Origin of the sequence: Cronobacter dublinensis subsp. dublinensis LMG 23823 (genome assembly GCF_001277235.1) — a bacterium.
Taxonomy (GTDB): Bacteria; Pseudomonadota; Gammaproteobacteria; order Enterobacterales; family Enterobacteriaceae; genus Cronobacter; species Cronobacter dublinensis.
In genome coordinates, this window is record NZ_CP012266.1 from 1,835,440 (window position 1) to 1,849,357 (window position 13,918).

At 60.8% G+C, this 13,918-nt stretch carries 13 protein-coding genes; 9 read left to right on the top strand and 4 right to left on the bottom strand.

The window, feature by feature from the left end:
- Window positions 1-75 precede the first annotated feature (75 nt).
- The 7 genes from astC to ves all read left to right on the top strand — a co-directional run bounded on the left by astC (window position 76) and on the right by ves (window position 7,707).
- Window positions 76-1,296, top strand: a complete 1,221-nt coding sequence (astC, locus tag AFK67_RS08425) for a succinylornithine/acetylornithine transaminase (RefSeq protein WP_007724930.1) — start codon at window positions 76-78, stop codon at window positions 1,294-1,296.
- Window positions 1,293-2,330, top strand: coding sequence for an arginine N-succinyltransferase (astA, locus tag AFK67_RS08430; RefSeq protein WP_007724933.1), 1,038 nt, complete (start codon window positions 1,293-1,295; stop codon window positions 2,328-2,330). Before astC ends, astA begins: the two co-directional genes overlap by 4 nt.
- A complete protein-coding gene (astD, locus tag AFK67_RS08435) occupies window positions 2,327-3,805 on the top strand; it encodes a succinylglutamate-semialdehyde dehydrogenase (protein WP_007724935.1) in 1,479 nt (492 codons plus the stop codon). The genes astA and astD overlap by 4 nt, the downstream gene beginning before the upstream one ends.
- Complete coding sequence (astB, locus tag AFK67_RS08440; RefSeq protein WP_007724937.1) at window positions 3,802-5,127, top strand: N-succinylarginine dihydrolase; 1,326 nt, start codon at window positions 3,802-3,804, stop codon at window positions 5,125-5,127. Before astD ends, astB begins: the two co-directional genes overlap by 4 nt.
- 9 nt (window positions 5,128-5,136) lie before the next feature.
- On the top strand, window positions 5,137-6,099 hold the full coding sequence (astE, locus tag AFK67_RS08445) for a succinylglutamate desuccinylase (RefSeq protein WP_038883830.1): 963 nt from the start codon (window positions 5,137-5,139) through the stop codon (window positions 6,097-6,099).
- A 298-nt stretch (window positions 6,100-6,397) separates the two neighbouring features.
- Window positions 6,398-6,880 carry an ATP-independent periplasmic protein-refolding chaperone Spy gene (spy, locus tag AFK67_RS08450; RefSeq protein ID WP_007724943.1) on the top strand — a complete coding sequence of 161 codons (483 nt, stop codon included), beginning with the start codon at window positions 6,398-6,400 and terminating at the stop codon, window positions 6,878-6,880.
- A gap of 281 nt (window positions 6,881-7,161) precedes the next feature.
- A complete protein-coding gene (gene ves, locus AFK67_RS08455; RefSeq protein WP_038872615.1) occupies window positions 7,162-7,707 on the top strand; it encodes an environmental stress-induced protein Ves in 546 nt (181 codons plus the stop codon).
- On the opposite strand, the gene cho is transcribed toward ves, so the two are convergent.
- The 3 genes from cho to nadE form a co-directional block, all read right to left on the bottom strand.
- Window positions 7,704-8,579: an excinuclease Cho gene (gene cho, locus AFK67_RS08460; protein ID WP_007724949.1), complete on the bottom strand. Its 876-nt coding sequence runs from the start codon at window positions 8,577-8,579 to the stop codon at window positions 7,704-7,706. The genes ves and cho overlap by 4 nt on opposite strands.
- A 68-nt stretch (window positions 8,580-8,647) precedes the next feature.
- Complete coding sequence (gene yddG, locus AFK67_RS08465; protein WP_007724950.1) at window positions 8,648-9,538, bottom strand: aromatic amino acid DMT transporter YddG; 891 nt, start codon at window positions 9,536-9,538, stop codon at window positions 8,648-8,650.
- Window positions 9,539-9,622: 84 nt separating this feature from the next.
- Window positions 9,623-10,450, bottom strand: a complete 828-nt coding sequence (gene nadE, locus AFK67_RS08470; RefSeq protein WP_007724952.1) for an NAD(+) synthase — start codon at window positions 10,448-10,450, stop codon at window positions 9,623-9,625.
- Window positions 10,451-10,705: 255 nt separating this feature from the next.
- Between nadE and osmE the strand changes: the two genes are divergently transcribed.
- Window positions 10,706-11,047: an osmotically-inducible lipoprotein OsmE gene (osmE, locus tag AFK67_RS08475; RefSeq protein ID WP_007724958.1), complete on the top strand. Its 342-nt coding sequence runs from the start codon at window positions 10,706-10,708 to the stop codon at window positions 11,045-11,047.
- Window positions 11,048-11,162: 115 nt separating this feature from the next.
- Here the strand turns inward: osmE and katE are convergent, their stop codons facing one another.
- Window positions 11,163-13,418, bottom strand: a complete 2,256-nt coding sequence (gene katE / locus AFK67_RS08480; RefSeq protein WP_007724961.1) for a catalase HPII — start codon at window positions 13,416-13,418, stop codon at window positions 11,163-11,165.
- A 196-nt stretch (window positions 13,419-13,614) separates the two neighbouring features.
- On the opposite strand from katE, the gene cedA reads away from it, so the two are divergent.
- Complete coding sequence (gene cedA, locus AFK67_RS08485) at window positions 13,615-13,860, top strand: cell division activator CedA (RefSeq protein ID WP_265094090.1); 246 nt, start codon at window positions 13,615-13,617, stop codon at window positions 13,858-13,860.
- Window positions 13,861-13,918 lie beyond the last annotated feature (58 nt).

Genomic DNA, 13,918 nt, shown 5'->3' on the forward strand with positions numbered 1-13,918 from the left:
TGCAATCTACAGTAAGAGCGCAAACATCATTTTATTAACAAATACACAACCTTTTATTTACCGGACGAGGTCGCTATGTCGCAGTCAATTACCCGCCAGAACTTTGATGAGTGGATGATCCCCGTATACGCCCCGGCAGCGTTTATCCCGGTGCGGGCCGAGGGCTCCACGCTCTGGGATCAGGAAGGCAAGGAGTATATCGATTTCGCGGGCGGCATCGCGGTAAATGCGCTGGGACACGCGCACCCGAAACTGCGTCAGGCGCTGGAAACCCAGGCGGCGAAACTCTGGCATACCGGCAACGGGTATACTAACGAGCCCGTGCTGCGCCTCGCCAAACGCCTGATTGATGCCACCTTCGCCGACCGCGTCTTCTTCTGTAACTCCGGCGCCGAAGCCAACGAGGCGGCGCTGAAGCTCGCCCGTAAATATGCGCACGATAATTATGGCGCGCAGAAAAGCGGCATCGTGGCGTTCAAAAATGCCTTCCACGGCCGCACGCTCTTTACCGTCTCGGCGGGCGGTCAGCCTGCGTACTCGCAGGATTTCGCGCCGCTGCCGCCGCAAATCAACCATGCAGTCTTTAACGATTTAGACTCCGCCGCCGCGCTGATCAATGACGACACCTGCGCGGTGATTGTTGAGCCGGTGCAGGGCGAGGGCGGCGTAGTGCCCGCCACGCCCGCGTTTCTCCAGGGCCTGCGCGAGCTGTGCGATCGTCACAACGCGCTGCTCATTTTTGATGAAGTCCAGACCGGCGTGGGCCGCACCGGTTCGCTGTACGCTTACATGCATTACGGCGTGACGCCGGATGTGCTCTCCACCGCCAAAGCGCTGGGCGGCGGCTTCCCGATTGGCGCGATGCTCACCACCGAGCGCTGCGCCGCGGTGATGGGCGTCGGCACCCACGGCACCACCTACGGCGGTAACCCGCTGGCGGGCGCGGTCGCAGGCGAAGTGCTGGATCTCGTGAACACGCCAGAGATGCTGAACGGCGTGAAAGCGCGCCACGAGGCGTTTGTCGAGCAGCTCAACGCGATTAATCAGCGCCTCGGCCTGTTTAAAGAGATCCGCGGTCTGGGGCTGCTGATCGGCTGCGTGCTGAAAGAAGAGTATGCGGGCAAGGCAAAGGCCATCTCGCTTGCTGCCGCGAAAGAAGGCGCGATGGTGCTGATTGCCGGCGCTAACGTGCTGCGTTTCGCGCCCGCGCTGAACATCAGCCATCAGGAGATTGAAACCGGGCTCGCGCGCGTCGCCCGCGCCTGCGAAAACTGGCTGAAGGAGGGCGCATCATGATGGTAATTCGCCCCGTAACCCATGACGACGTGCCGGCGCTGTTGCGGCTTGCCGCCAAAACCGGCGGCGGGCTTACCTCGCTGCCGGTGGATGAGAAAACCCTCAGCGCGCGCGTCGAGCGCTCGCTGCAAACCTGGCGTAATGCGCTGCCGCCGGGCGATCAGGGGTACGTGTTCGTGCTGGAAGATACCGACAGCCGCACGGTTGCCGGGATCTGCGCTATCGAAGTGGCCGTCGGGCTCAGCGAGCCCTGGTATAACTACCGCGTCGGCACGCTGGTGCACGCCTCAAAAGAGCTGAACGTTTACAACGCGCTGCCCACGCTGTTTCTCAGCAACGATCACACCGGCAGCAGCGAACTCTGCACGCTGTTCCTTGATCCGGACTGGCGCAAAAACGGCAACGGCTATCTGCTCTCCAAATCCCGTTTCATGTTTATGGCCGCGTTCCGCGAGCGCTTTAATGAAAAAGTGGTGGCGGAGATGCGCGGAGTGATTGACGAGCACGGCTATTCGCCATTCTGGGAGAGCCTCGGCCAGCGCTTCTTCTCGATGGAATTCAGCCGCGCCGACTACCTGTGCGGCACCGGTCAGAAGGCGTTTATCGCCGAGCTGATGCCGAAACATCCTATCTATACCCAGTTCCTTTCCGAAGAGGCGCAGTCGGTCATCGGCCAGGTGCATAAAGACACCGCGCCCGCACGCGCGGTGCTGGAGGCCGAAGGCTTCCGCTACCGTAACTATGTCGACATCTTCGACGGCGGCCCGACGCTTGAGTGCGATATCGACCGCGTGCGCGCCATCCGTAAAAGCCGTCTCATCGAGGTGGCGGAAGGCCAGCCGGCAACGGGTGACGATCTGCCCGCCTGTATGGTGTCGAACGAAAATTATGATCATTTCCGCGTGATGCTTATCCGCGCCAGACCTGACGCCGACCGGCTGATTCTGGATGCCGCGACGCTTGACGCGCTGAAATGCCAGCACGGCGACCAGGTACGCCTGGTGCGCCTTTGCCCTGAGGAGAAAGCAGCATGAGCATATGGATAAACGGCGAGTGGCAAACCGGGCAGGGCGAGGCGCTCGAAAAACGCGATCCGGTCAGCGGCGAGCTGCTCTGGCAGGGCAAAGCGGCTGACGAGGCGCAGGTGACGCAAGCCTGCGCCGCCGCGCGGGCGGCATTCCCGGCCTGGGCGAAACGGCCCTTCGCGGAGCGCCAGGCTATCGCCGAAAAATTCGCGGCGCTGCTGGAGGCCAATAAAACCGACCTGACGCGGATCATCGCGCAGGAGACCAGCAAACCGCGCTGGGAGGCGGCGACCGAAGTCACCGCGATGGTCAACAAAGTGGGCATCTCGCTGAAGGCCTATCAGGTGCGCACCGGCGAGCAGCAGACGCCGATGCCGGACGGCGCGGCGACGCTGCGCCATCGTCCGCACGGAGTCCTTGCGGTCTTCGGCCCATACAATTTTCCGGGGCATCTGCCGAACGGTCATATCGTGCCGGCGCTGCTTGCGGGCAACACGCTGGTATTTAAGCCGAGCGAACTGACGCCGCGGACCGGCGAGGCCGTGATGAAGCTCTGGGAGCAGGCGGGGCTGCCCGCAGGCGTGCTCAATCTTGTGCAGGGCGCGCGCGCCACCGGGCAGGCGCTCTCAGCGGAGCCGGCGCTTGACGGCCTGCTGTTTACCGGCAGCGCCGGCACCGGGTATCAGCTGCATCGCCAGCTTGCCGGGCAGCCGGAGAAAATCCTCGCGCTGGAGATGGGCGGCAATAACCCGCTTATCGTTGAAGATCCTGACGATATCGACGGGGCGGTGCATCTGGCGATCCAGTCGGCGTTTATTACCGCCGGGCAGCGCTGCACCTGCGCGCGCCGCCTGCTGGTGAAGCGCGGCGCGGCGGGCGACGCCTTCCTGACACGCCTTGTAGAGGTTGCCGGAAGGCTGCGCCCTGACCGCTGGGATGCTGAGCCGCAGCCGTTTATGGGCGGGCTCATCAGCGTCCAGGCGGCGGAGCGGGTGCTGGAAGCCTGGCAGGGGCATCTGGCGCGCGGCGGCAAACCGCTGCTGACGCCCGCGCTGGTACAGGCGGGCAGCTCGCTGCTGACGCCGGGCATCGTCGAGCTTACCGGCGTTAATAACGTGCCGGATGAAGAAATCTTCGGGCCGCTGCTGGGCGTCTGGCGCTACGACGAATTCGATGAGGCGATTGCGCTTGCCAACGCCACCCGCTACGGGCTTTCCTGCGGGCTGATTTCGCCGGTGCGGGAAAAATTCGACCAGCTGCTGCTGGAAGCGCGCGCGGGCATCGTGAACTGGAACAAACCGCTCACCGGCGCGGCCAGCACGGCGCCGTTTGGCGGCGTCGGAGCCTCCGGCAACCATCGCGCCAGCGCCTGGTATGCGGCGGATTACTGCGCCTGGCCGATGGCGTCGCTCGAAAGCCCGACGTTCGCGCTGCCGTCGACGTTAAACCCCGGTCTGGATTTCGGCGCTAAGGAGCAGGCATGAAGGCACGCGAAGTCAACTTTGACGGCCTGGTGGGGCTGACCCACCACTATGCCGGGCTGTCGTTCGGTAATGAGGCGTCAACAAAGCACCGCTTTCAGGTTTCCAACCCGAAGCTTGCCGCGAAACAGGGACTTGCCAAAATGAAAGCGCTGGCGGACGCCGGTTTCCCGCAGGCGGTGATCCCGCCGCAGGAGCGTCCGAATCTCGCGGCGCTGCGCCTGATTGGCTTTACGGGCCGCGACGAACAGGTGCTGGAAAAGGCCTGGCGCACTGCGCCGCACCTGCTCTCCGCCGCCAGCTCCGCCTCGTCGATGTGGGTGGCAAACGCCGCCACGGTCTGCCCTTCCGCCGATGCGCTGGATGGCAAAGTGCATCTGACGGTGGCGAACCTGAATAATAAATTTCACCGCGCGAGCGAAGCGCCGGGCACCGAACGGCTGCTGCGCGCGATTTTCCGCGATGCGTCCCGTTTTGAGGTCCACCCGGCGCTGCCGCAGGTGGCGATGTTCGGCGACGAAGGGGCGGCCAACCACAACCGCCTCGGCGGCGATTATGGCGAGCCGGGTGTTCAGCTGTTTATTTACGGACGCGAAGAGAGCGGGGCGCTGGTGCCCGCCCGCTATCCGGCGCGCCAGACGCTGGAGGCCTCGCAGGCCGTGGCGCGGCTTAATCAGGTTGATCCGACGCGTACCGTGTTCGCCCAGCAGAACCCGGCGGTCATCGATCAGGGCGTGTTTCATAACGACGTGATTGCCGTCTCTAACCGTCAGGTGCTCTTCTGCCACCAGCACGCGTTTTTACATCAGCAGGCGCTGCTGGATGAACTCGCTGACCGGGTGTCAGGCTTTACGCCGCTGGTGGTGCCAGCCGATGAGGTCTCGGTGCAGGACGCGGTGCAGACCTATCTCTTTAACAGCCAGCTCTTGAGCCGCGATGACGGCGCGATGGTGCTGGTGCTGCCAGAGGAGTCGCGTCGCCATGAGGGCGTCTGGCGCTATCTGAATACGCTGCTGGCGGCGGATAACCCGATTAGCGAACTGAAGGTCTTTGATCTGCGTGAAAGCATGGCGAACGGCGGTGGCCCGGCCTGTCTGCGGCTGCGCGTGGTGCTGACGGATGCCGAGCGTCAGGCGGTCAACCCGGCGGTGATGATGAATGATGCGCTGTTTAACCGTCTCAATGCCTGGGTCGATAAATACTATCGCGACCGGCTGACCCAGCAGGATCTGGTTGATCCGCAACTGCTGCGCGAAGGGCGCGAGGCGCTGGATGAACTGACGCGCCTGCTTGATCTCGGCAGCGTTTACCCGTTCCAGCTGTAAGGAGCCGCTATGGACGATTTTATCGCACAGACGCTGCGCGGTGAGCGGCCAGCGCACCTCACGCAGCGATGCGGCGAGATCACCGTCGAATGGCTGGATGAGGGCATTATCCAGCTAACGCCGCGAGGCCTTACGCGCGGCGCGCTGGTGATAAGCGCGGGTATTCACGGCAACGAAACCGCGCCGGTGGAAATGCTCGGCGAGCTGCTCGCGCCGCTGCTGCGCGGCGAACGACCGCTCGTCTGGCGTCTGCTGGTCGTGCTGGGCAGCCCGGCGGCGCTGCGTGCCGGACGCCGCTTTATGGATTACGACCTGAATCGGCTTTTCGGCGGGCGCTGGCAAAAGGCGACGCCGGGGTATGAAACCGCCCGCGCCGCGCGGCTTGAACAGGCGCTGGAGACGTTTTTCGCGGCGGGCGACGAGCCGGTGCGCTGGCATCTGGATCTGCATACTGCCATCCGCGGCTCGCAGTTTCCGCGCTTCGGCGTGTTGCCCGCGCGCGCCGCCGCGTGGCCGGAAGACTTTCTGACGTGGCTGGGCGACGCCAGGTTACAGGCGCTGGTGTTTCACCGCGCGCCGGGCGGCACCTTCAGCCATTTTTCCTGCGAGCGTTTCGACGCGCTTAGCTGCACGCTGGAGCTGGGGAAAGCCCTGCCGTTCGGTCATAACGATCTCAGCCAGTTCGCGCTGACCGGGCGGGCGCTGGCCGCCCTGCTGGACGACTCGCCGCTGCCCGCAGCCGACACGCCGCCGCGACGCTTCGAAGTGGCGCAGCAGCTGACCCGGCGCAGCGAGCACTTTGTGCTGCATATGTCCGGCGATACGGAAAACTTCACCGCCTTCAGCGCGGGTACGCTGCTCGCGGAAGATGGCGACGAGCGCTATTACGCGCAGGATGTTGAGCGGGTGTTGTTTCCTAATCCGTCGGTCGCGCTCGGGTTACGGGCCGGATTAATGCTGCGCGAAATGTAATACCTGGCGGCGCCGGACGGTGCCGCCAATATATTGCGGAATATTCTTATCGGTTTCCTTTATTTTACAGCGCGGCGGCTTTATACTGCGCTCATACTCTCTTCACAATCAATCAGTTGTGATATTTAAAAACTTTTCTCCTCTGTTTATCCTTATTTTCTTCATAATCGCACAATAATTGTTTTTTATGCTTTCACTGTTTTACTCAGACTCTGACTGATTGACGAATCTGCCCGTAGAATTAATCTCGTCAAGGCGACAACCTGTTGCTGAATTAACTGAAAGTAAGGACAACATTATGCGTAAATTAACGGCTATCTTCGTTGCTTCCACACTGGCACTTGGCGCGGCTAACCTGGCTCACGCGGCGGACGCCCCGGCGCCTGACGCGAACGGCAAGCCAATGATGCCGCATAAAGGTCCCCGCGGCCCGCATCACGATATGATGTTCCAGGGGCTGAACCTGACCGATGCGCAGAAGCAGCAAATCCGCGACATCCGTAAAGCCCAGCGCGACAAATTTGAACGTCCTTCGCAAGAAGAGCGCCGCGCGATGCACGAACTGATTGCCAGCGACAGCTTCGATAAAGCGAAAGCCGAAGCGCAGATAGATAAAATGGAAGCGCAGCACAAAGCCCGTATGCTGGCGCATATGGAAACCCAGAACAAAATCTATAACGTTCTGACGCCGGAGCAGAAAAAGCAGTTTAATGCCAATTTTGAGAAGCGTCTGACAGAACGTCCTGCGCCTGAAGGTAAAATGCCAGCAGATACAGAATAATTTCTGACTGGCTTAAGACCGCCGGTTTTGATCAGTGTCCTTCGGGGGCGCTGGTCAGAACCGGCGGTTTTTCTTTTCTGGCGCCTCTTGCCTCGTAATTTCTGTTGGTTATCATTCTCCTTTACCGCCGCGCTGCGCTTTTCGCCAGCGGGCGGTTTTCAGTATCTGCTACAGCAATCGTCTGGCGTTGCCGATAACGGCGCCAGTGGATCCAGACCGATAATTTTCGTCGCGGCGCAGCCGCAGGCGATTTACGCATTACGCGTTTTCCAGGAGTGGGGATGGAGTTTTTTGACGTCAAAAAAATGCCGGTGAACCTGTGGCGCAACGGCGCAGGTGAAACACGGGAAATTTGCTGCTTCCCGCCGAGCCGGGATTTCAACTGGCGCGCCAGCATCGCCTCTCTCGCCAGCAATGGCGAGTTCAATGTCGTCCCGCAGGTTGATCGCGTGGTGACGCTGCTCGATGGCGGCGAAGTGACGCTGCACGGCGGCAGCGCGTTTCGCCACACGTTAAAGCGTCATCAGCCGTTTACCTTCGCGGGCGAGCACCCGGTACGTGCGGAGCTCACCGACGGACGCATGTCGCTTGATTTTAATCTGATGACCCGCCGCGACCGCTGTCGCGCGCAGGTGCGCGTCGCCGATCGCACGTTCACCACCCGCCACAGGCGCGGCGGCATTGTCTATGTGCTGAGTGGGGCGTGGCAGCTGAACGATAAACTGCTGACGGCCGAGCAGGGGGCATGGTGGCAGGAGGGGATGCATACCCTTCGGCTGCTGAAAACCGAAGGGCAGTTGCTGTTTAGCGAGATTACCTATCTTTAACGGGCGCTCGCGCCGAGATCGATAATCTCGTGCTCACCGCTGATAAGCGGTTTGCAGAGGATACGATAACCGTCGTTGTCAAAGCCCTGCGGCGCGCGTGAAATGTTCGCCACCTCGCTTAACGACGCGACAGAGCCCAACCAGTACCAGTTATGGATGATATGGTACTGGGTCATCTCCCCGAAACTCTCCCGCAACCCCACCGGGCCGTTCCACGGCCAGCAGATAACCCGCATACGCTCCAGCGCGTCCATCAGACGGGCGTTATGCGCCTCGAGTGGCTCTTTACCGCAGCAGGCCCCCGCGCAGCGCTTCAGCGCCGAACGGAAACAGGCGCGACCAGGACGCACCGATTCCAGCCCCAGCAGGCCATAGCAGAGCTGCTGCTCGTCCGCGATAGATTGCAGCGTGCCGAGCGCCGCGCGGCGGCTCGAAAAGAGGCCATACAGCCCCGGCTGATGGGAGAAATCGACATCGCGCGCGTACACCACCTCGGGCTTTTCGCCTTTAAACTGCAAGGAGCAGAGCTGGCGGTTGCGACGCAGACGCTTATTGAACAGCGGCTGCTGCTCTTTGATCATTTGCGCCTCCAGCAGCAGCGCGCCTATCTCGCCCGCCGTGCGGATAAACGTGATGCGCCGCGACTGGCGCAGCATTGAAGCTTCGTCAGGCGTGCGCAGGTGCGAGAGCACCCGGCTGCGAATATTGACGCTTTTGCCGATATAGAGCGGCATGGTTTCGCTTTCGCCATGAAACACATACACGCCAGGGTGTTTCGGCAGATCGTCGAGCCACGGACGCAGATGTTCGGGATATTCATAAATTGCCGCTTTTTCAAACTCCAGCCGCGGCGCGCCAGTACGCCTCACCACATCACTCTCCTGAATACTGTTTACTTATCCAGTCTATCAGGGAATGTGTGGTTGAAAAAGCGCCATTTTCAGTTCAGGTTGCGCGTCGCAAGCCAGCAGAGCAAGGAGCCGGCCACCACCATCGCCACGCCCTGCCAGAACGCGATGCCCGGCGCGAGGCCGAGCCACAGGCTCGCCAGCAGCGCTGAAAGCACTGGCGTGAAGTAAGACGCGGTGGCGAGCAGCGTCATATTGCCGTGCTGAATACTGTAGTTCCAGGCGGCGTAAGCAGTTGCGGTGGAAAGGCCCATAAAGAGCAGTTGCGCGACGGCGGGCGCAGAGGGCTGCATCGGCGGCTGGGGCGACAGCGCGTAGTTCAGCCACAGCGCCGCAGCGGTGGCGCAAAAAAAGAGCGCCACGCCGCTCTGACCATTGCTCCAGCGGCGGGTCAGGTTGCAGTAGAGCGCCCAGACGAGGGCGCCCGTGAAGGCGAGCGTATAGGCGACCGGGTTATCCTGCACGTTGTGCCAGAGCTGCGCGGGCGACCAGTCGCCGTCGCCTTTGAGCACCTGAAACACGCCTGCGATGGCGAGCAGCAGCCCCGGCCAGAGCCAGACGCGGCTGCGCTGGCCGTTAATGAGTACCGCCAGCAGCACCGTCAGGCTCGGCCAGAGATAGTTAATCATCCCAAGCTCCAGCGACTGCGCGCGGGTATGAGCAAGACCGATCGCCAGCGCGAGGCAGATTTCATAACCGACAAACAGCAGTCCGCCGACAATCAAATAGCGGCGCGGCAGGCGTTTTGGGTGAATCAAACCGGGTGACACCATCAGGCAGAGCGCGCTGACGGTATAGATAAGCGCCGCGCCGCCCACCGGGCCGAACGCTTCGCTGATGCTGCGAAGTAACCCGACGGATGTGCTCCAGAGCAGAATGGCCGCAAGGCCCGGCAGCGTGGCGCGCTGCGTTGACACTGACATAGGTCATCCCTGAAAAAGGTGCGGTGACGCGAAACGAAGATTAAGCGGGGTGACACGCCCCGGCGGGGCGTGTCAAAAGCGCGATTATTGCTTCCAGAAATCGTCGAAAATCGTGATCGGCGGGCGACGTTTGTGCTCGGTTTTCAGATACCAGCCGTCAATAATCTGGCTGATTTTCTCGTCGATCGGTTTGCCTTCCAGATAGTCGTCGATGTTGTCATAGGTGACGCCCAGCGCCACTTCATCCGGCAGGGACGGACGATCGTCTTCGAGGTCGGCGGTCGGCACTTTCAGATAGAGATGCTCCGGGCAGCCGAGCGTTTTCAGCAGCAGTTTGCCCTGACGCTTGTTGAGGCGGAACAGCGGGTTGATATCGGTGCCGCCATCGCCGTATTTGGTAAAGAAGCCGGTCACCGCTTCAGCCGCATGGTCGGTGCCGACCACCACGCCTTTGGTCATCCCGGCGATGCTGTACTGCGCTTTCATACGCTCGCGCGCTTTTTCGTTGCCGCGCACGAAATCGCTCAGCTCAATACCTGCTTCGCGCAGCGCTTTCTCGCTCGCCAGCACGGCTTCTTTGATGTTAACGGTCAGCACTTTGTCCGGCTGGATGAACGCCAGCGCGTCCTGACAATCTTTTTCATCAAACTGTACGCCGAAGGGCAGACGCACCGCGATAAACTGATAGCTCTGGTCGCCGGTTTCATCACGCAGTTCGCTGATGGCAAGCTGGCTCAGTTTGCCCGCAAGCGTGGAATCCTGACCGCCGCTGATGCCGAGCACCAGGGTTTTCAGGAACGGATATGTTTTCAGGTAGGACTTCAGAAAATCGACGCTGCGACGGATCTCTTCACTGGCGTCAATTTGCGGTTTTACCCCAAGCGCCTGAATAATTTCATGTTGCAATGCCATTTACCCCTCCAGTCTTGTTCGCCTGCAACGCGCAGGCATTGAAACAGTGATTTGTTAAAGCTAACCCGTTGTGGGCAAAACGACAAGTCACCGACGCCCGGCGCGCCACCCGGCAGCGCGAACGCCGTTTTTTGCGTCATTCCCCGCCCTGCGGGAAATTTTCTTAATTTGTGCGCGTTTTGGGTAACAGGTTGAAAAAATGCCTTTTATATTCCAGGCTTATTCACACACGCTGAAAAAAAAGAGGATGACACAATGAACAAGAAGTTTGCAGGATTTCTGAGTGCAGCGGCTGTAATGACCATGCTGGCAGGGTGTACCGCTTACGATCGCACGACCGATCAGTTTACCCAGCCGGTGGTTAAAGATGTGAAAAAAGGCATGAGCCGTCAGCAGGTTATGCAGATTGCGGGTAAACCGTCTTCTGAAGTGACCATGATTCACGCGCGCGGCACCTGCCAGACCTATATTCTGGGCAGCCGCAACGGCAAAACCGAAACCTATTTCGTCGCCCTGGACGAAACCGGTCACGTGCTGAATTCTGGCTACCAGACTTGTGCCGAGTACGATACCGACCCGCAGGCGCCGAAGCAGTAATTCGCCTCGCAGGCAAAGAAACCGGCTCCGGCCGGTTTTTTTGCGCCTGCGTTTTGCGCCGGCTAGCGCCCATAAAAAACGCCGCATGACGCGGCGTTTGGTTTTTGCAGAACGGTTACGCCGGAATGGCGGCTACTTTCGGCGTGCGCGCCCAGACGCGATGGCAGGCGAGCTGGTGGATAAAATCATCCATAAAGCTGCCCGAGGCGTCGTCGGCTTCCACAATGCCTTCCTCGCCGGTGTCCGGCACGTTCAGGCGGCTTTTCAGCCCGCGCGCGTCGCCCATCAGGCCGATAGCCTTCAGGTGCTTGTAGGCCTCCAGCAGGTAGTACACCGCATCGCCGTTGTCAGCAAGCGCGCTCGCCGCACCGCCCGGCACCAGCACGGCGTCTACCGTGACCGACGGCGAGCCTGCGAAGGTGCCAGCCACTTCCAGTTGCGAGCCATCATCTGCCGTCACGCTGCCCATGCGGCTGTAGAGCAGTTTGGCGTGCACGCCGTGCGACTTCAGCGCCTGCAGCATGGCGAGCAGATCGGCGGATTTCACCTGATCGTTTAGCAATACCGCTACCACGCGACCTTTGACGGTGCCGCCCGGCACCGCGTACAGACTCAGCGACGGATCTTTCTTCAGCCCGTTGACGTCTTTCGGCGGCGCGACATGCATCTGCGCCTCGGTGAGCGTAATGCCAAGATTGTTTGCGACCGGGTGCGCCAGCGAGATATCGATATGGCAGAGGTGATCCACCACGCGCTCGCGGATGTAGCTGCGCACGACTTTGCTGAGCTCAAAGCTGAACGCGTCGATGATATGACGCTGCTCAACCGGGGTCTGGCTCTGCCAGAAGAGGCGCGGCTGGGAATAATATTCACCGAATGACGGGCTGCGCTCGCGGATCTTATGGCCTTCGACGCGCACCTGATGGCTTTCAAATCCGCCAGCCTTCGGCGCAGGCGGCGTCTCGCGCGGCCAGTTGTCGTTAATCGAGTTCGGCTCATAGTTGGCCGGATTGGTGTCGATATCCATCCGGTGCATGCCGTCGCGCTGGAAATTATGGTACGGGCAGGTCGGGCGGTTAATCGGGATCTCGTGGAAGTTCGGCCCGCCGAGGCGGCTTATCTGGGTGTCGGTGTAGGAGAACAGACGCCCCTGCAACAGCGGATCGTTAGAGAAATCGAGCCCCGGCACAATATGCCCCGGATGGAACGCCGCCTGTTCGTTTTCCGCAAAGAAGTTATCCGGGTTGCGGTTTAGTACCATTTTGCCGACCAGCTGCACCGGCACCAGCTCTTCCGGGATAAGCTTGGTGGCGTCCAGCAGGTCGAAGTCGAATTTAAACTCATCTTCTTCCGGGATGAGCTGCACGCCGAGTTCATATTCCGGGTAGTCGCCCGCCTCAATGGATTCCCACAGGTCGCGGCGGTGGAAGTCCGGATCACGGCCGGTCAGCTTCTGGGACTCATCCCAGATAAGCGACGCTTTGCCCGCGACCGGTTTCCAGTGGAAGCGCACAAACGTGCCTTTCCCTTCGGCATTGATAAAGCGGAAGGTATGGATGCCGAAGCCTTCCATGGTGCGGTAGCTGCGCGGGATGCCGCGATCGGACATCGCCCACATCACGTTATGCAGCGTCTCAGGTTGCAGCGACACGTAATCCCAGAAAGTGTCGTGGGCGCTCTGGCCCTGCGGCACGGCCCAGTGCGGCTCCGGCTTCACGGCGTGGACAAAGTCCGGAAATTTATGGGCGTCCTGAATGAAAAAGACCGGCGTGTTATTGCCCACCAGGTCGAAAATCCCTTCTTCGGTATAGAACTTAGTGGCGAAGCCGCGGATATCGCGCACCGTATCCGCCGAGCCCGCGCCGCCCTGGACGGTTGAGAAACGCACAAACACCGGCGTGATTTTTTGTGGATCGCTTAAAAACGCGGCTTTGGTGATGTCGCTCAGGCTTTTGTAAGGCTGGAAATAGCCGTGCGCGGCAGAGCCGCGGGCGTGAACGATGCGCTCAGGAATGCGTTCGTGGTCGAAGTGGGTGATTTTTTCACGCAGGATAAAATCTTCAAGCAGCGTCGGGCCGCGGGTGCCTGCGCGCAGCGAGTTCTGATCGTCGGCGATGCGCACGCCCTGGTTGGTGGTCAGCGCCTCGTGCTCGCCGCCCTTGCGGAAGGTCTCCAGCGCGCCGAGCTTATCGTTAGTCACCTGCGGGGCCTTCAGGCTGCCCGGCGCGGTCGGCTGTTCGCCCGGCGGCGTCGGTGCCGGAGAAGGGCGGTGGGAGCCATCATCCGGCGCCAGCGATCCCATGCCCGGTTGGGACGACCGCGCGTCATGGAACGGCGCTTCGTGGTTAGGGCGTTTCTCATCATTCGACATTGAACTCGTCTCCTTTCCTTTTTCTAACGCAGTCGGATGACTGCATGAAATGTAAGGTAACTATAGAACAGGCCTGAAGTTCTTGCGGAAAAGGCGACGGCGTAAAAACCGGCAAATGAACGGCGCAGCGCACGCAGGATGCGACGCAACGCGCCGCGATCCGCTATCATAGTGGTTTATCTTTTGTTTTCAGCCAGTGAATCCGACGCTTATGAAACCACTTCGTCATCAGAATCGTCCCGTTATCAGCTATGTTCCCCGCGTGGAGCCGGCACCGCCGGATCATGCGGACCGCATGGAGGGCTTTGACGATGTCTGGGTGCTGAAGGGCAAGTATGTGGCGTTTGTGATGTCCGGGGATCGTTTTCGTCGCTCGCCCGCGTTCAGCTCGCCCGAAGCCGCCCAGCGCTGGGCCAATCAGCTTAAGCAGGATGAGATCTGACGCCTGGCGCGCTAATAGCGATGCCGCGTGCAATTCGCGCCTGAGCCTTAGCCTGCCA